The 17,531-nt window shown below is 65.8% G+C and carries 16 protein-coding genes; 5 read left to right on the top strand and 11 right to left on the bottom strand.

Going from position 1 to position 17,531, the window contains the following annotated elements; genetic code table 11:
* Window positions 1–31: 31 nt before the first annotated feature.
* The 3 genes from AC1DB0_RS24535 to AC1DB0_RS24525 are packed head-to-tail and all read left to right on the top strand — an operon-like array spanning window position 32 to window position 2,140.
* Window positions 32–646 carry a glutathione S-transferase family protein gene (locus tag AC1DB0_RS24535; RefSeq protein ID WP_476758761.1) on the top strand — a complete coding sequence of 205 codons (615 nt, stop codon included), beginning with the start codon at window positions 32–34 and terminating at the stop codon, window positions 644–646.
* Between the two features lie 13 nt (window positions 647–659).
* On the top strand, window positions 660–1,274 hold the full coding sequence (locus AC1DB0_RS24530) for a carboxymuconolactone decarboxylase family protein (RefSeq protein WP_175171041.1): 615 nt from the start codon (window positions 660–662) through the stop codon (window positions 1,272–1,274).
* The gene (locus tag AC1DB0_RS24525; protein WP_476758136.1) at window positions 1,271–2,140 is read left to right on the top strand and encodes an amidohydrolase family protein; all 870 of its coding nucleotides are present in this window, start codon (window positions 1,271–1,273) and stop codon (window positions 2,138–2,140) included. Before AC1DB0_RS24530 ends, AC1DB0_RS24525 begins: the two co-directional genes overlap by 4 nt.
* Before the next feature lie 68 nt (window positions 2,141–2,208).
* On the opposite strand, the gene AC1DB0_RS24520 is transcribed toward AC1DB0_RS24525, so the two are convergent.
* The 9 genes from AC1DB0_RS24520 to AC1DB0_RS24480 all read right to left on the bottom strand — a co-directional run bounded on the left by AC1DB0_RS24520 (window position 2,209) and on the right by AC1DB0_RS24480 (window position 13,322).
* Window positions 2,209–3,171 carry a LysR family transcriptional regulator gene (locus tag AC1DB0_RS24520; protein WP_054423240.1) on the bottom strand — a complete coding sequence of 321 codons (963 nt, stop codon included), beginning with the start codon at window positions 3,169–3,171 and terminating at the stop codon, window positions 2,209–2,211.
* Between the two features lie 67 nt (window positions 3,172–3,238).
* Window positions 3,239–4,210: a tripartite tricarboxylate transporter substrate binding protein gene (locus tag AC1DB0_RS24515; RefSeq protein WP_175170966.1), complete on the bottom strand. Its 972-nt coding sequence runs from the start codon at window positions 4,208–4,210 to the stop codon at window positions 3,239–3,241.
* 43 nt (window positions 4,211–4,253) lie between these two features.
* Window positions 4,254–6,596, bottom strand: a complete 2,343-nt coding sequence (locus tag AC1DB0_RS24510; protein ID WP_476758760.1) for an acyl-CoA dehydrogenase — start codon at window positions 6,594–6,596, stop codon at window positions 4,254–4,256.
* Window positions 6,593–7,816 (bottom strand): CaiB/BaiF CoA transferase family protein, encoded by a 1,224-nt coding sequence (locus AC1DB0_RS24505; protein ID WP_476758134.1) that lies wholly within the window; start codon window positions 7,814–7,816, stop codon window positions 6,593–6,595. The genes AC1DB0_RS24510 and AC1DB0_RS24505 overlap by 4 nt, the downstream gene beginning before the upstream one ends.
* A 9-nt stretch (window positions 7,817–7,825) precedes the next feature.
* Window positions 7,826–8,623, bottom strand: a complete 798-nt coding sequence (locus AC1DB0_RS24500; protein WP_054423236.1) for an enoyl-CoA hydratase/isomerase family protein — start codon at window positions 8,621–8,623, stop codon at window positions 7,826–7,828.
* 19 nt (window positions 8,624–8,642) lie between these two features.
* Window positions 8,643–9,863 carry a CaiB/BaiF CoA transferase family protein gene (locus tag AC1DB0_RS24495; protein WP_476758133.1) on the bottom strand — a complete coding sequence of 407 codons (1,221 nt, stop codon included), beginning with the start codon at window positions 9,861–9,863 and terminating at the stop codon, window positions 8,643–8,645.
* Window positions 9,864–9,993: 130 nt separating this feature from the next.
* A complete protein-coding gene (locus tag AC1DB0_RS24490) occupies window positions 9,994–10,158 on the bottom strand; it encodes a hypothetical protein (protein ID WP_175170962.1) in 165 nt (54 codons plus the stop codon).
* Window positions 10,159–10,228: 70 nt separating this feature from the next.
* Complete coding sequence (locus tag AC1DB0_RS24485) at window positions 10,229–11,203, bottom strand: hypothetical protein (protein ID WP_054423234.1); 975 nt, start codon at window positions 11,201–11,203, stop codon at window positions 10,229–10,231.
* Between the two features lie 19 nt (window positions 11,204–11,222).
* Window positions 11,223–13,322, bottom strand: a complete 2,100-nt coding sequence (locus AC1DB0_RS24480; protein ID WP_476758132.1) for a hypothetical protein — start codon at window positions 13,320–13,322, stop codon at window positions 11,223–11,225.
* 163 nt (window positions 13,323–13,485) lie between these two features.
* Here AC1DB0_RS24480 and AC1DB0_RS24475 point away from each other — a divergent pair, with 163 nt between their 5' ends.
* On the top strand, window positions 13,486–14,232 hold the full coding sequence (locus AC1DB0_RS24475) for a hypothetical protein (RefSeq protein ID WP_156336548.1): 747 nt from the start codon (window positions 13,486–13,488) through the stop codon (window positions 14,230–14,232).
* Window positions 14,233–14,390: 158 nt separating this feature from the next.
* Here AC1DB0_RS24475 and AC1DB0_RS24470 read toward each other — a convergent pair whose 3' ends face one another.
* Together AC1DB0_RS24470 and AC1DB0_RS24465 are read right to left on the bottom strand one after the other, a co-directional pair.
* On the bottom strand, window positions 14,391–15,740 hold the full coding sequence (locus tag AC1DB0_RS24470; protein WP_476758131.1) for a tetratricopeptide repeat protein: 1,350 nt from the start codon (window positions 15,738–15,740) through the stop codon (window positions 14,391–14,393).
* A 90-nt stretch (window positions 15,741–15,830) separates the two neighbouring features.
* The gene (locus tag AC1DB0_RS24465; protein WP_476758130.1) at window positions 15,831–16,898 is read right to left on the bottom strand and encodes an alpha/beta hydrolase; all 1,068 of its coding nucleotides are present in this window, start codon (window positions 16,896–16,898) and stop codon (window positions 15,831–15,833) included.
* An 80-nt stretch (window positions 16,899–16,978) separates the two neighbouring features.
* On the opposite strand from AC1DB0_RS24465, the gene AC1DB0_RS24460 reads away from it, so the two are divergent.
* Window positions 16,979–17,413 (top strand): hypothetical protein, encoded by a 435-nt coding sequence (locus tag AC1DB0_RS24460; protein ID WP_342066192.1) that lies wholly within the window; start codon window positions 16,979–16,981, stop codon window positions 17,411–17,413.
* Window positions 17,414–17,531: the final 118 nt, after the last annotated feature.

Genomic DNA, 17,531 nt, shown 5'->3' with positions numbered 1-17,531 from the left:
GGATTAGACTCAACGAATCAGGAGCTGAACGATGAAACTGCATTGGTCGCCACGGTCGCCCTTTGTGCGCAAGGTGATGATTGTGTTGTACGAAACGGGCATGGAAGACCGCGTGACGCTCGCGCGTAYGCCGGTGGCTATGGACAAGCCCAATCTGGATCTGATTCCGGATAACCCCTTGATCAAATTGCCAACGCTGGTGCTGGACGATGGCACGCCGGTGTATGACTCGCGGGTGATCTCCGCCTATCTGGACGGCCTGACGGGCGGACGCCTGCTGCCTCGGGAGCCGCACGCGCGGCTGGTGGCGGAACGCCGCCAGGCGCTGGGCGACGGCTTCCTGGATGCCTTGCTGCTGTATCGGCAAGAGCGCAACAAGCCTGTGGAAAAGCAGACGGCGGCCTGGCTGGATGCTTTTGCGCTGAAGGTGCGGTCGGTGCTGGCGGCCTTGGACGCCGAGGCTTCTGCGTTGGCGTCGACGCCGTTTGATCTGGGCCTGATCGCTATCGGATGCGCGCTGTCGTATATGGACTATCGTTTTCCAGACATCGCCTGGCGCGATGGGCATGACGCGCTGGCGGCATGGCATCGGAATTTCTCCGAACGCCCGTCGGTCGTGCGCAGCCAACCCGACGAAACCCCTTGAACTGAGGACGATGATGAGCCGTATCCCGCTGCCTTCTCCCGACAGCATGACTGATGACCAGAAGCGCGTGTACGAGAAGATCGTCTCGGGACCGCGTGGCCGCCTGGTCGGCCCCTTGCGTGCGGCGTTGCACAACCCTGAGCTGGCCGAGCGCTGGCAGGCGTTGGGCGCTTTGCTGCGCTTTGGCACGAGCCTGCCGCCGCGCGTCAGCGAACTGGCCATCGTGGTCACGGCGCGCCGCTGGAACAGCCAGATCGAATGGTATATCCATGCGCAGGCCGCGCGTGCCGCCGGTATTTCTGACGCCGTGCTGGATGCCATTCAGGCGCGCGCGCTGCCCGTGTTCGATACCCGTGATGACGAGGTGGTGTACGAGTTTGCACGCCAGCTGCAAGAAACGGGGCAGGTCGAGCCTGCTCTCTACGCGCAAGCCGTTGAGCGGTGGGCGGCGGTGGGCGTCGTTGAACTGACGGCCGTGATCGGCTACTACACGATGGTGTCCATGACCTTGAACGCGCACGAGATTCCCATGCCGGACGACGCGCCTGCGCCGCTGGATACGCCGCGCGAACAAGATCAGCCGGCATTGAGCGCCATGGCGCCGCTGGCGCGCAAGGAGCCGTCATGAACGCGGAAATGCCGCGCATGCCGGTGGCGCCGCAACACGCCTTGCCTGCCCTGGCCTGCGACACGCACTGCCATGTGTTCGGGCCGTATGACCGGTTTCCCTTGCAGCATCCATCGTCTTACGCCGCACCGGACGCGCCGGTGGATCGCTACCTGCGCATGCTGGACACGCTAGGGGCGGCACGCGGCGTGCTGGTGCAGCCCGCGCCCTACGGCGTGAACCCCGCAGCGCTGCTGGATGCGCTGGCGCAGGGGGGCGATCGGCTGCGCGGCATTGCGGTGGCCGATCCGTCGGTGACGGATGCGCAGTTGCAGGCGATGGTGGACGGCGGCGTGCGCGGCTTGCGGTTTCTGGAAGCGCGCGATCCGGCCGGCAATCTTTTCCCCGGCAGCGTGGGCTTTGGCCAGCTGGCGGCGCTGGCGCCGCGCATGAAGCAGTTTGGCCTGCACGCTCAGCTATGGGCGCTTTGCGATGCCTATGTGCAGCATCTTCCCGCGTTGGCGGCGCTGGACGTGCCCATCGTCATTGATCATCTGGGCAGCGTGGTGCCGGCGCGCGGTGAGCAAGACCCGGCTTTTCAACTGTTGCACCGTCTGCTGGCAGAGGGCCGCATCTGGATGAAACTGACGCTGTGCCGGGTGGGCGCCGCGCCAGGCTACGAGAACGCGCGGTTCATCCACGACGCCTATACCACTGCGAATCCAGATCAGGTGTTGTGGGGATCAGATTGGCCGTTCGTGCGGATGGGCGCATCCGCGCCGTCGGCGGACGCCCTGGTGGACGTGGCATATGACTGGTTGGGCAATGAGGGGTTGCGCAAGAAAGTATGGGTGGACAACCCGGCGCGGCTATACGGTTTTGCGTAGTCTGCCGGCGGCAGGCTGCGCCTTGGATACGGTCAGGCTAAGCGCAGGCTGAACCCCCGGGTCCGTCATCACGGACTCGCGTGCCACACGCCTTCGCCGCCGATCTCGCGCACCAGCGTTTCAATCTGCGCTGCCACTTCCATGACGGTGCGCCCGGGCCCTTTCGAACGTGAAAACGCCATCGAGATGATGCGGCCCATGGTGGGATCGCGCAGCGCGGCGATGCTCAAGCGGCCTTCCTGCACCTCTTGCCAGACGGCATGCAGGGGCAGCACGGTGTACATCTTTTCGTGCTCGACGATGGACTTCATCAACGGCAGCGAGTCCGCCTCGATCAGCGGCGCAATGGTGATCTTGCGCGCCCGCGCCAAGCCATCCAGCGCATTGCGCAGGCCGTTGGGGGCGCCCGGCAGAATGAAGGGCAAGCCATTGAGCTGGTCGAACGTGACCTCGCCGGATTGCGTGCGCGTGTCGCCCGCCGCGCCCACCAGATAGGAATCCACATAGGCCAATGCCTGTTCGCCGGGCGGGCATTTGTCGCCGTACCGGTACAGGATGGCGATGTCGACGCGGCTGTCGGTCAGCCACTCTTCGATCTGGCCGCTGGAACCCTCCAGAATCTTCAGGTGCACTTTCGGGAACTGCTTGCGCAGCCGCGAAAACAGGCGGCGGATAAGCGGGTGCGCGGTCGACGGCAGCAGCCCCAGCGTCACTTCCCCCGCCGGTTCACGCGCCTGGCCGTTGAGTTCCAGCTCGAGCCGCTCGGCGTCATTGAGCAGCGTCTGCACCAGCGGAAACAGGCGCTCTCCGACTTCGGATAAATGCACGCCGCGCCCCGTCCGGTTGAACAGCCGCGCATTGCATTCACGCTCTAGTGCGTTGATGCGGCGGCTGAGCACCGATTGATCCTGGTCCAGGTAGAGCGCGGCGCGTGTGATGCTGCCCAGCTCCGCAATAGCCAGGAACGCCCTCCATTTGTGCAGATCGGCGGTCAGGTCCAGGCTCAGGCCAGTGGCTTTGGCAGAAGGCATGTTCGGCAGTTCACGGTTAGGGGCTCAAGCAACGGCATAAGCGTACGGCAAAGCGTACGGGAATGGATCATTCCAGCCCCAGCTTGCCGCGCCGGATGACCTCGCCCCATTTCTTTGATTCCGTTTCCATCAGCGTGCGGTACTGGTCAGGCGTGGTGGCCGCCGGGATGGCTCCTTGGTCGATCATCTTCTTGCGCAGCACCGGGTCCGCCAGGGATTGGGCGATGGCGTCCGCCATCTTGTCCACGATGTCGCGGGGCGTGCCGGTGGGCGCAATGATGCCGTAGTTCGATTCCACGATCACGCCGGGAAAGCCGGCTTCGCGGGTGGTCGGCACATCAGGCAGGCCTTCGAAGCGTTCGGGGCTGGCCACGGCCAAGGCGCGCAGCTTGCCCGCCTTGATGAAGCCCAGCGCGGCCGACGCATCGCCCGGGAACATCTGCACCTCGTTGGACAGCAGCGCCGTCACCGCGGGCGCTGCGCCCTTGTACGGCACATGCATGATGTCGATGCCGGTTTGCTGCTTGAGCAATTCGCCGCCCAGATGCGGCGTGGTGACGTTGCCGGCGGAACCATAGTTGATCTTGCCGGGATGCTGTTTGGCGTCATTGACGAACGCGGCCAGCGTCGTGTCGGGCAGCGCCGGGTTGACCATGATGACCTGCGGAATGCGGGCCACCAGCGACACATACTGGATGCTGCCCACGTCGTACGGCACCTTCATGACGTGAGGCAATCCGGTAATGGCGCCCGGCACGCCAAAGCCGAAGGTGCTGCCGTCGGGGGTGGCGCGCACGGTGGCGTCCACGCCGATGGTGCCGCTGGCGCCGGCCTTGTTTTCAATGACGATGGTCTGGCCCAGCCGTTGCCCCAGCGCGGGCGCCAGCAGCCGGGCCAGATTGTCCACCGAGCCGCCGGGCGGATAGGGCACGATCATGCGGATAGGCTGGCTGGGCCAGGGTTGGGCGGCCTGAGCCGCGGGCAGCAGCGCGGCGCCCATCAATATTGCCGCCACCGTCAGTGCGGGTGCTTTGTGCATGGTCTCTCTCCAGGTCGCGCCGGGTCTTGCCGGCGCCATGTTGTTATGCGCCGTCCAGGCCCAGAACCTGTTTGGCGTAGATGTTTCGTTGAATCTCGTTGGTGCCGCTGAAGATGGTGGCGGCCAGCGCGTTGATGTACGGCGCCAGCGGCTGGACACCGCTGTTGCCGTAGCCCAGCCGCATGTCGGCGCCGCCGTATTCTTCGGCAATCTGGATCAGCAGCGCACCCAGACGTTCGTGGGTTTCGGTGGCCCAGATTTTCAATAGCGATAGCTCAGGTGGCAGCGGCCGCCCCGCACGGGCCAGATCGGCGAACACGCGGTACATGGCGGTCAGGTCAGCGCTGTCCAGCCGAAGCTCGGCCAGCCGGTCCGTGAATGCAGGGTCAGCCAGCAGGCCGCGTTGCCGCGCGATGCTGAAGAGTTGCTGCAACGCATGGTTGGCGTGCTTGGGGCTGCCGGTAAACAGCCGTTCAAACCCCAGCAGCGCCTTGGCGATGCCCCATCCCGCATTCAGTTCACCCACGACGTTCGCACGCGGCACGCGGACCTCATCAAAGAACACTTCGCAGAATTCTTCATGCCCGGACAAGGTTCGAATCGGCCGGCGGCYGATGCCGGGACGGTTCAGATCCACCAGCAGGAAGCTGATGCCCGCCTGCTTCTTCACGCTCTTGTCGGTGCGGACGAGCATGAACATGTGGGTGGCGTCTTGCGCCAGCGTTGACCAGGTCTTTTGCCCGGTCACGATCAGCGCATCGCCGTCTGTCACCGCTTCGCAACGCAACGACGCCAGATCGGAACCGGCGTTGGGTTCGGAATACCCCTGCGCCCACACGGCCTCGCCCGACAGAATGCCCGGCAGAAAGCGGGCGCGCTGTTCGTCGGTGCCATAGCGGATCAGAATCGGGCCCAGCATCACCAGGCCTTGATCGGGCGCGCGCGCCACGCCGTAGCGTTCGGCTTCTTCGATGAATGCAATCTGGCGGGCGGGCGACAGCGCCATCCCGCCGTGTTCGCGGGGCCAGGACGGGGCAATCCAGCCCTGGCGCGATAGCGTGAAGTACCACGCCTTGATCTCGTCCCAATGCAGCCGCCAGGGAACGTGACGCAGGTGCGCCGGATAGTGCGCGCGGAAGAAGCGGCGCAACAGTGCGCGGAACTCCGCTTCGGGCATGCCATTCCAGTCGGCATCCCGGGGAAAGGGCTCGGCCGCGTTGTCCGGTTCGTCTGCGTCATCCGCCAGCGGGGCGGGGTCGTCCGCCAATGCGCCATAGCGCTGGCGGTGGGCGGTGGCGTTGCCCAACCAGGCGGACAAGTGCAGGGCGCTACGGAAGTGCAGGCTGACATCGCATTCTTCCGTGTAGCCGATGGCGCCGTGAAGCTGGACAGCCAGCCGCGACGCCTCCAGCCCGGCACGCGCCGCGCGCGCCTTGACGCGGCTGGCCGCGACCTTACGCACGGTGATGGCGTCGGGCGTCTCAGCCAACGCGTTCAGCGCGTCTTGCAGGCTGCTTGCCGCCAGTTCAATTTGCGTTGCGGCGTCGACCACGCGGTGCTGCAACGCTTGAAACGACGACAAGGGTTTGCCGAATTGCTGGCGCGTGTTCAGGTAGGCCACGGTGTCGGCCAGCACCTGCCGCGCCACCCCGATCAATTCTGCAGACTGCATCAACCGGCCGTAGTCCAACGCGTGGTCAACCGCGTCCAGCACGTCATGGCGCGCCACAAGCGCGTCGGCGGGCACCGTGGCGGACTCAATGCTCAGGTGGCAGGCCGGCGTGCCGTCGGCGCGCGTGTGTGCGTGCGCCGTGATGCCGGGGGTGCCGGCTTCGACATAGAACAGCGCGGTGCCGTGTTCGCCGTCGGCCGTCACCAGCCAACCGTCCACGCCCGCACCGGGAATCACGTGGCGCTTTTCTCCGTTCAGCACGTATGCGCCTTCTCGCGCCGTGACGCTGACGCCAAACGCGCCCGCCGCCTCGCCGGCTTCCAACTGGCCTTCGGTTTCTTGCCAGGCCACGCCAATGATGCGTGTGCCGGCGCAAAGGTCTTGCAGCAGCTGATCGCGCAGCGTTGAGCCCGGCGCCGGATCAATGCGCGTCAGCAGGGCGGTGGCGAGCACTCCCGCGCCCACCAGCGGCTCGGGCAATTGCGCGCGTCCCGCTTCTTCCATTACGGCCGCCATCGCGTGCCAGCCCAAGCCCAGTCCACCCAACGCTTCCGGCACGCTCATTCCGATCCAGCCGGCGGCGGCAAGCTCTTGCCAGTAGTCCCGATCCGCCGCGCGCGCGGCCCGCTTTCTTTGGCGCTGATCGCGCCTGGAAAGCAAGTCGCGTGCGCTGTCGCGAATGGCTTCGATAAGGTCGTGGTCAACGGCGTTCATACGATGCCCTCCGCGTGCAGGCGGGCGATCTCGTCGTCGGACATGCCCAATTCCGCGCGCAGCACCGCCGCCGTGTGTTCGCCCAGCAGCGGCGGGGGCAGGCCCGGCGTAATGGGCGTGTTGGAAAAATGAATGGGGTTGTTGATAACCGGCATGGCGCCAAGCTCGGGGTGGTCAACGCTGCCCAGCACCTTGCGATGCCGCACCTGCGGGTCTTCAAACACCTGGTCCATCGTGTAGATAGGGCCGCAAGGCACGTTGGCGGCGGCCAGCGCTTCGTTCCACGCGTGGGCGGTGCGCAGGCGCATCGCCGGTTCGATCAGGCGTGACAGCTCGGCTTGCGCCGCGGCGCGCAAGGGGTTGGTCAGGAAGCGCGCGTCCTCGGCCAGCTCGGGCAGCCCGATGACTTTGCAGAAGCTGCGGAACTGTGAGTCGTTGCCCACCGCCACCATCAGATGGCCATCGCTGCATGCGAACGCGCGAAAAGGTGCGGTGATCTGTGACGCCGAGCCCATGCGCGCAGGCAGTTTTCCGCTGGCCAGATAGTTCATGCCGATATGCGAAATGGCGGCAATCTGTGCGTCCAGCAGCGCCAGATCGATATGCTGGCCCACCCCCGAAATCTGATTCCTGTGATGCAAGGCAGCAAGGATGGCGGCCACCGCATAGAAGCCCGCGGTCAAGTCCGACACGGAATAGCCGGCCTTCACCGGCCCCGCACCCGGCTCGCCATCGGGCACGCCGGTGACGCTCATCAGGCCGCTCATGGACTGAAAGATCGGGTCGTAGCCGGGCAGGTGGCTGTACGGCCCCGTTTGGCCAAAGCCGGTGATCGAGCAATACACCAGCCGGGGATTCAGCGCCGACAGCGACGCGTAGTCCAGCCCATATCGGCGCAGGTCGCCCGCTTTGAAATTCTCGATCACGATGTCGGCGGTCTGCGCCAGCCGGCGTACCAGCGCCTGGCCTTCGGGCCGCGAGATATCGATCGTCAATGACTTTTTGCCGCGGTTCATCGCCACGAATGACGACGTTTGCGGGCTGGGTTCGCCGTTGCGGCCGGGCATCGGATAGCCTTGATGCCGGACGTCGTCACCGCGCCCCGGGCGTTCCACCTTGATCACGTCAGCGCCAAAGTCAGCCAACATTTGCGCGGCCCACGGGCCGGAGAACACGCGGCTCAGGTCCAGGACTTTTACGCCTTCTAGCGCACGGGTCATGTTGTCTCCTTAGCGGCCCTGAAAGACCGGCGCGCGCTTTTCCAGGAACGCACGGCGCGCTTCCTGGGCGTCTTCGGTTTTGGCGATGGCGGCCGTCATGTCCTGCTCGTACCGGTAGCCGTCGCGCAGGCTCATGTCTTCGATGGCGTTCAACGTCTGCTTGGCCAGCGCGCTTGCCAGCGGACTCTTGGACGCCAGTTCGCGCGCCAGTTCCATGGCGCGGTCCATCAGTGCGTCGGCGGGAACCGAGGCTTCAACAATGCCCAGCCGGTAGAGTTCGTCGCCATCGATTCGCAAACCGGTCAGCATCATTCTGCGCAGACGCGAATGGCTGAACAGCCGCATGCCGTGGCGGCCCCCGCCCAGCAGGCCCACATTGATTTCCGGCAGGCCCACCACCGCCGTGTTGGCGGCCAGCAGGATGTCGCACGACGCCACGATGGCCAGGCCGGCGCCAAGCGCCGCGCCGTTGATGGCGCCGATGACGGGCTTGGCGCATTCGCGGATGGCGTGAAAGCACTCGCGGGTACGGCGCGAGTGCTGCGGAAGATCACCCGGCCCTTTGATGGTGGCGGCACGGGTCTTCAAGTCGGCGCCCGCGCAGAACGTTTTGCCTTGCCCCGACAGCACCACGGCGCGGACCTCAGGGGTTTCAGAGATGCGGTCCAGCACCCACGACAGTTCGTTCATCATCTCGGTGCTCAACGCGTTCACCGGCGGGTTGGCAAGCAGGATGATGGCGACGCCGCCGTCTATCGTGACGTCGAGCGCGGTGTAGGGGCCGGCGAGATTTTCCGGGTGGCTCATGAGGCAGTCTCCGTTTGATTTATATGATCTTGCGGTCGCGGAAATCCTGGATCTGCTCGGCGCTCATGCCCAGTTCCTCCAGCACTTGTTCTGTGTGTTCGCCCAACAGCGGCGGCGCGCGATCCACGCGCAAATCCGATGCCGCGAAGCGCAAGGGGTTCATCACTTGCGGCACCGAACCGGCAGCGGGATGCGGCAGCCGGCGCAGCATGGCGCGGTGCACGACCTGCGGATCTTCAAACACTTCCGGCACCGTATTGATCGACCCCGCCGGCACGCCCGCCTGCTTCAGCGCCGCCAGCCAGTGCGCGCGCGGTTGCGCGGCAAAGATTGCGTTCAGGATGGGGTCCAGCGTGGCCTGATTCTTCACGCGTTGGCTGTTGGTGACATAGCGCGGGTCTTGCGCCAGCGCATCCTGGCCAAGCAAACGGCACAGCGTGGCGAACTGCGCGTCATTACCCACGACGATCACAATGTCGCCATCGGCGCAGGCGAAGGTGCGTTGAGGCTGAATGTTGGGATGCGCGGTACCCGTGCGGCGCGGCACGCGATTGCCCAACAGAAAGTTCATCGCCTGGTTGGCCAGCAGGCCGACCTGCACGTCCAGCATGGCGACGTCGATGTGTTCGCCTTGGCCCGTTTGCGAACGGCGCAGCAGCGCGGCAACGATGCCTAGCGCGGCGTAGACGCCCGTGGTCAGGTCCACAATCGGCACGCCCACCTTTTGCGGCCCGCCGCCGGGCTTGTCGTCGCGTTCGCCCGTGACGCTCATCAGGCCGCCCATGGCCTGGATCAGAAAGTCGTAGGCGGGTTCTGCTGCACGCGGGCCCGTCTGGCCAAAACCCGTGACCGAGCAATACACCAGACGCGGGTTTATTTTGGACAGCGATTCGTAATCCAGGCCCATGCGGGCCAGGGTGCCGACCTTGTAGTTTTCGAGCACGACGTCCGCGTCACGGCACAGCTCCTTGACCAGCGCCTGGCCTTCGGGCGTCTGCAAGTCCAGCGTGATGGAGCGTTTGCCACGATTGGTGGCGATGAAATAGGCACCGTCGGTGGTGTCCTGGCCCTGTTCGTCTTTCAGGAACGGCGGGCCCCATGACCGGGTGTCGTCGCCCAGGCCAGGCCGCTCGACCTTGATGACGTCCGCGCCCAGATCGGCCAGGATCTGGCTGGCCCAGGGGCCGGCCAGAATCCGGCTCAGGTCCAGCACTTTCACGTTTGATAACAGCGGCTGCAAAGCCTTCTCCTTGACGCCTGTGATGTGCAGGTAGTCTAGGATTTCAAAGGCTGGGCGGGATGCGCGTGGCGCGCAAAGCTGTTATGCGTTCCGCGCCCCGGCTGCACGTGGCAGGCGGGGCGCGGTGAGGTCAGCGGCCGGTATCCGGGTAGTTTGGCCCGGCGTCATTAAAGCCGCCACTGCTGTACGGATTGACCGCGCCCGGGTGGGGCGGGCCGCCGTTACCGGGCGCGCAGCCGCTGAGCAACACAGCGGTGGCAAGCAGGGCAAGCAAATGCTTCAACGTGAATGTCATGGAGGTCTCCTGCGGCTGCCCCTCAGCAGGCGCGTCGTGCGCAGCGTATGCAGGAGATTATAGGCGCGGCTCAGTTCTCAAGCGCAGGCGCCAGCAGCGCAAATGCTTTGGCCTGATTGTTCGCGTTTGACAGCAATTCCGCCATCGATACGCCATTGCGCGGGTTCAGCGTCAGCGTGATCGAACGCTTGTCGCCGCTGGCGAAATTGGCTGCGGCCTTGCAGGCGTCGTCGTTGTCTTTGAAACCGGCGAACGACTTTTGGTCATAGCAGCGCTTCTTGCTGTCGCTGACCAGTTTGTCGAATTGCTTGGCGCGCTGTTTGTCGGGGTTGCCGTCGCCGGGCGTGGCGGTCAGGTTGTAGCGCTTGAAGAGTTCAATGCTGCGTTTGACGTGACCGTCGTCCTTCACGGACAGGCTGCCAGTCTTGATGCGCATTTCGGCCAGCGGGGCCAGCGTGCGGTCAAGGCGGCCCATGCCCATCAAACCCATCATGCCTGCGGCGGCCAGCGCCGAGCCGTCTTCGGCCATGGCCACCGCGGCGTTGACGCGGTCCAGGTTCAGCGACAGTTCCGCGCTAAGCGCGTCGGGCTGTTCCAGGTTCAGATGAACTTCGGCGTCGTCGTCGTCGCGGTCGTAGTCCCATCGCACGCGCAGGTTGGCGGGCGGCAGGTCCAGCTTGCCGCCTTGGCGGGCCAGATCCGTCTGGCTCAGTACGCTGTAGCCGTTGGGCAGCGCGGCGCCTTCGATCGTGACGTCGCCGCTGCGGCGGTCGGCGGTGTTGCGCAGGCCGCTGATCTTCACGGTGTCGATCAGCGCGATGGGTGATCCCGCCGGGCCGATCGTCACCTGCTTCAACTTGGCGGACCCGAAGGGCGACGCCGAAATGCTTTCCCAACGCACCATGTCGCGCTGGCCGGTCTTGTCCAGCAGCGCCACGATTTCGTCTTCCGCCTTGCCGGACGCATACGCGCCCAAGCCCCACCAGGCAGCAGCCAGCACCACCACGACACCGCCTGCGATCAGGCCATTCTTTTGTTTGATCATTGCGTTGCTCGTCTGGCGGTTAGGGTTGGGTCGCTTGGTCGATCACGGCCTGGGCCTTTTCAGGCGTCCAGTCCGGCAGGCCCAGCATCATGCGGGCGCCCACCAGCGGGTCGTTCAGGTCGGCGCAGCCTTCCTTTTGGCACGCGACGGGCGCGGCCTGGCCCAGCGTCAGCAGGGTCAGCGGCAGGCCCTTGTCGTCCTGGCGCTTGGCGTCCAGCGTGATTTCACCCGGCACCAGATACCAGCCTTCCTTCATGGCCTTCTGGCCGGGCAGGCGCATTTCGTAGGGCCAGTCGGCGATGGCGTCGTTGTCTTTGTGATCGTCCACGTGGACGACCATGCGCACCGCCGCCTTGCGGCCGGCCATCAGCGAACGGTAGTCGCCGCCGGTCAGCAAGTCGTAGTGCACGTCGCGCTGCATGCGGCCCAGGATGCCCTTGGGATCGCTCTTGGCCTGCTCCACCAGGTTCTGGTATTGGCGCAGGTGGTCGCGTTCCTTGTTGGCCAGGCGCATCAATTCTTCGCGCTTTTTGCGGGCCAGCATTTCGTCGCGTTTGAACAGGTAGTTCTGCGCGTATTGCAGGTTGTAGCGCCATTCGCCGCGCGGCTTGCCGGTGCGCCAGTCGGTCGGGCGGTCGGCGGTGATCACGTAGAGCAGGTGCTCCATCTGGTCGCCAATGGCGCCTTGCTGGAAGTCGTCCGAGAACACGATGCGGGCATTGCCGGCGTCGGGCAGTGCGGTGCGTTCCAGCACGCGCAGCGCGCCGTCCACGGCAACCTTGATGTCAGTGGCATTGCGGAACACGTTCGCGCTTTCGGTGACGACATCGATGCGGCTGACGCGCCACACGTCCAGGCCGCTGCCGTACGACATGCGTTCGGCGCGCATCAGGTAGTGCGAGCGGCTGGCGGGGTCGCTGTCCAGGTGGAACCACAGCGTGCCTTCGTCGTTGACATAGGCCAGGCGCGCAGCGGCGACGGGTGATGTGAACGGAATGCCCGACACGACCCACACGTCATTGCTCTGCCCGATGCGCGCGCCGTCGGAACGTTCCAGCCGCAACCGGCCCTTGCCCGTGGCGTAGCCGTCGGGGCCGCAGGTCAAGCCGTCGGATTTCAACGTGATGTATTGCGCGCCTTCGCCCAGGCGGAAGGTCGAGACGACCTTGCAGCCGTTCTGATCCGCCATGGCCTTCAGCATCTGGGTGCTGGCCAGCGCGGCGGCGGGCGACGGTGGCGTCCAGCCGCTGACCGCGAAGGCGGTTTGGACGGCGGGGGCGGGCGCAGGCGCTGGAGCCGGGGCTGGGGCCGTAGCGGGGGCAGGGGCGGTGGCAGGGGCAGCCGCCAGCGCCGGCGCGGCGGGTTCAGCGGCGGCAGGGGCTGAAGCTGGGGCCGGAGTCGGAGTCGGAGTCGGAGTCGGGGCCGGAGTCGGGGCCGGAGTCGGGGCAGCGGCAGGTTGCGCTTCAAAAACTGGGGCCGGCGCCACCGGCGCTTGCGCGATGGGCGCGACGCTGGCGGGAGCTTGAACGGATGCTGTGGGCGCTGGCGTTTCCACTTGCGCAGGCGCTGCGGCTAGCGGCGCAGCGGCGACGGGCGCCGGCGCTTGCGGCGACACAGCCGTGGGAGCAATTGCGGGCGCCGCTTCAGGGGCGGTGACGGCCGGGGCGGCAATCGCGGGAGCGGTCGCCGCGACAGCAGGAGCTGGTGCAACGGGAGCAGGTGCAACGGGAGCCGCAGCCACCGGAGCCGCAGCCACGGGCGCTACCGCAGCCGCCGCCACCAGCATCGCCCAGCCATTGGCCTTCGTGCTGGTGCCGTCGGCCACGCGTGCGCCGGCGTTGTTGACGCTGGTCCAGCGCAGGTCGACGGCTTGGGGACATTGCTTGCTGAGCAGCACGCCGATCTTGGGCAGCAAACGGCCCAATGCGGCGGCGTCTGGGGCAGCGCCGTACACGGCGCGCAGATCAAGGTGAGGACCGCACCAGGGCGTACCCGTGGCGTGGTCGATGAATATTTCGATGTTTTCGGCTTTGGAATATGCCAGGCGATACGCCTCGGCGTGCGCTGGCAGGCTGCCAACACTGGCGGCGATTGCCGCGGCCACGCAGACCTTCTTCATGCTTCGAGCCTCGCCCTGTACGGATTGGTTTACAGTATAACATTGCGAATCATTTGGAAATAAATGATACGTCCGTCAGGAATGTTCCTATTCGGGTAAATATCGCGCTAAATCAAGGGGTTAGTGAATGGCTTCAGCATTCGTCGGATGGGTTTCAACGAAATTGGCAATCAGGTCCGATGTCAGCCGTTCATTTGGCGCAATAGTTTCCGTCACGGCCGTATTGGCGCTGACGGGGTGCGTCAGCACCGGCTCGGGCAAGATGGGCCTGGATTTCGGTGAAGTGCTGGCCAAAGAGCAGCAGGTGTTCACCGTGAATGGCGAGCGCGCGGCGCTGCGCAAGTACTACAACGATTCCTACGACATCAAGCTGTATGGCCAGAAAAAGGTGATGGAGCTTGAGGTCAAGGGCGCGGCCATGATGGTGGCCAATGTGTCCGAAGTGCCTGGCGCGACGCTGATCACGCTGGACGTTCCGGAGCTGGGCTGCAACCACGTTTATCACGTGTACCGCGTGTCGGGCACGCAATCGTCCAAGTGGCAAAACAGCTATCGCAGCTGCGAAGGCCCGCTGTCATTCAATGTGGCCAATGGCCAGTGGACCGCGCGTCAAACCGTGAAGCCCGCCGTCGGCAAGCCTTACATGCTGGTTTATCAAGACGGCAATCTGTACACGCGTCCGCTGGAAGTCGCCAAGCCGCGCGTGCCGGCCAAGCCGCGTCCCAAAGCGCCGCCCAAGGCCAAGCCCGCCGCACCCGTGGCGGATGCCGTGAACCTGGACGATGTGGCGGCCCCCGCGCCGGCCGCCGCCAACCTGGACGAGATCGACGCGCCGCCGCCGGGCAAGATCAACACCAGCGGCCTGAAGGCGGACACGGCCAGCGAAGTGAAGATGAAGGACGAGAAGTAATCACGGCGACGGCAAGGCGGTGACGGCCAAGCGCTCCGGGTACAGCAATCCCGGAGACGCGCCCAAGGACCAGCGAGTCCGGGAAAGCGATCCCGGAAAAGCGATCCTGGAATAGCGATCCGGAATAGCGATTCTGGAACGCGAGTCCGAAACCGCGATTACGCGGGGCCGCCCGCCACCGTCTTGCGTTTCGTTCTAGGCGGATCGCAGCGCTGCCGATACGCCTTCACCGCGTCGGACTCCGTCGATTGGAAGTAGGGGTGCGGGTACTGCACGTCGCGCATCGCGTCGTGCAGGCGCCGGCCCCACACGCATTGCGCCTGGGCTTCGTCCCACAGCCGCACGGCCTGCTCCCGCCGGCCGCTACGCCATAGCGCCAGGCCATAGTCGGCCACGAGTTCCTCGTTGCGCGACAAGTCGCGATACGACGTGTGCAGCAGGCGCAGGCCTTCGTCGGCATCGCCGCGCAAGCTCAAGATCCAGCCCAGCGTGCCTTGGTTGTACGCGTTAGGCCCCCGCACCCGGATCGACTGCCGCGCCTGGGCTTCGGCTTGCGGCAGATAGTCGGGAAAATCCGCCAGGTAGTACGCGACGTTGTTGGCCCAGTCGGTGCCGTCAGCTTGGGCGCCGCGCCCGCGCTTGTTCTGGCGTTGTTGCAGCGTTTCTGCATCGGCCAGCGCCAGGTCCGGCATGCCCAGCAACTGCTCAAGTTCCAGCCGGTCGCGCAACAAGGCGGTGTCGACAGGTTTGAGCGATTCCGGGAAGCGCCACGCCCGCGCACGCAGCAGCCATGTTTGCGCCGCGTCCTTGCGGCCGGTCATTAGCAGCAAATGCGCCACGTTTATTTGCTGCAGGGGTGTCTCCGCGCAATGCATGGTGTTGATCAACTGCTGCGCGCCTTCCGCATCGTTCTGACTGAACTTGCGGTTGATGGCGTCCAGCTCGTCGAAGCACTTCCGGTTGTCCGTGACGTCGGATTCAATCGACAACGATATCGGCACGGCCGGCACGTCGTGGCTGAAGTACGCGGTCGCGCCTTGGCGCGTGGTGTAGCCCAGGTCTACCCATTGCTCGCCCCAGCGCTGATGCATGGTCAGAACGTAGGGCCAGGCGGGTACGGGTTCCCTTTCGCGGCTGGAGGAGTGCAGCTGGAAGAAATGGCCCCACGCCCCGTCGCCCACGCGGCGGATCAGCGTGAAGTCGTCGGGGTCGTGCGGCTTGTCTGTCCAGACCCAGGCGGTGCGCCCGTCGGCATCGGTCACGCCATGCAGGATGCCGTCCTGGCTGGGCGTGTTGGGGATGGATTCCTGCTTGCCCGTCAGGAACAAACGGTAGGGCGTGTTGGGGGCGGGGGCGGCATCGTGGTTGTTCAGCAGCGTCAGCGTCAGGGTCTGGCCGTGCGGCCCTGCGCCGTATTGCGCCATGCCGGCGGGTGGTTCGGCGGGGGCGTCGGCCTGCGCGCCGATTGGCGTCAGCAGGGCGGCGGCGGCCAGGAATAACGGAGTCAAGCGGTGCTGCATCGAAGGTGTCATGGAAGCTGCGGAGGGCGGTGCCAGGGGGCCGGTTATGTCGGCGAGCCCGATTGTGTCACGAACGCACTACCGCGCCAGCCGCGCATCGATGAATGCGCTGATCGCGCGGGTTTCGTCGTTGTCCGCGCCCACGTCCGCGTTGATCTGCGCGTGGTTGCGCGCCACGCCAACGAGCTCGGCCTGGCCGCCTTGCGCGGTCAGCAAATCCGCGTAGCGTTGCGCCCGCCGGCAAGGGTCGGGGCGCAAGGTCGAGCAGACGAATAGCGCGGGCGGTTGACCGCCGCGCAGTTGCGCGGCGGGCGAGGCCACGGCCCAGCGCGCGGGGTCGGTGCCGAAGGCCTCGTCGTAGAACGGGGCGTGTGGGCGGGGCATGACGTCCAGCAGATCAAACCCCGCGCCATCCAGGATGACGCTGGCCCGCCAGAGCGGCGCGCCGGTGCGTTGCCGCATGGCGTCGTCGGCGGCCAGCAGCGCCAGCAGATGCCCGCCCGATGAATGGCCCATGACGATCACGTTGCTGGCGTCCGCCTGCCAGCTTGGGGCCTGTTGGGTGATCCAGGCGATGGCGCGCCCCAGGTCTTCGGCTTGCGCTTCGGGGCGTGCCTGCGGCATGAGCCGCGTGTTGACCGACACGATGGCGTAGCCCTGGGGCAGCCAATGGGCGAGCTTGTTGTCGACGACTTCCGCCGCGGCCTTGTCGCCGTTCTTCCATGACCCGCCATGCACGATGACAAGGATGGGGGCGGGGCGCGCGTGCGTGGCGTCGGGCAGATAGACGTCGGCGATCTGCGCGGCGTCGGGGCCATAGCGCTGGTCCGTCAGCGTGGCGGCAGAGGCCGGGGCGGATAGGGCGGTGGCCAAGGCCAAGGTCAGGGCAAGCAGCGAATGGCGTAAGCGGGGCGGGCGCATGGCGGGCAGGGAGGCAGGGAACGCCGAACACTGTAGCCCGAGGCGCGCGAAGCGGGGTGAACCTTCGTTGAACGCGTTGTCGAGTCCTTCGCTGGCTTCTTCGCTGACGCCTTCATTGACTCCTTCGCTGACGCCTTCATTGACTCCTTCGCTGGCTTCTTCGCTGTCTTCTTCGTTAGACGCTTCGTCGCCCTTGCCGTGGAATCCTTCTGCGCGTCGCCACAAGCTGTGGCATGCTCCGGCCCTTGTGGCCCGGCCCACCGCCTTCCCCGCCCGCACTCCATCGCCCTTATCCCATGCGTCTCATGCCGAAACTCCTGCTCCGCGTTTGCGACTTCCTGCTGCTGGCGGGCGCGGCCGCGCTCTTTGGCGCCTGCCTGACCTCGTTGCTGACAACAGGCAACTACGGCTGGGCGGTGCCCGATGCGCCCTACATTTACTCGCCGCGCGACTTCTACGCCGACGCCGTGCTGGCGGGGCTGGCCGGCCTGCTGGTGCTGGTGGTGGCCGAGCGATTCTCCGCACCCCGCCTGAACCCGGCCTGGCGGTTAGGCTTGACGTTCATCGCGGCGCTGCTCGCCCTGTACCTGGCCCCGCCCGCGCCGGTGGTGTTCGGCAATACCTGGGCGTCCGGCGAGGCCACCCGCGAATTGTTTCTGGCGCAATGGCGCCTGGTGCTGCCCATCGCCCTGGCCGTGGCGGCGGCGCGGTGGGTGCTGCGCCGCGTGTTTGTCCGGTGAAGACCGTTGAAACTCGCTAACGCCCGCTGAAACCGGCTCTGGGGCGCCGCCCGCCATTCACCCCGCCCGCCGACCCGGAATTTCATCGAGATGTGGGGCATTTGCGCTAGGATTGACG

The organism is Achromobacter sp. 10T422 (genome assembly GCF_056394065.1).
The sequence above is the reverse complement of the archived record's forward strand: the minus strand, read 5'-3'. Positions and strand labels throughout refer to the sequence as shown.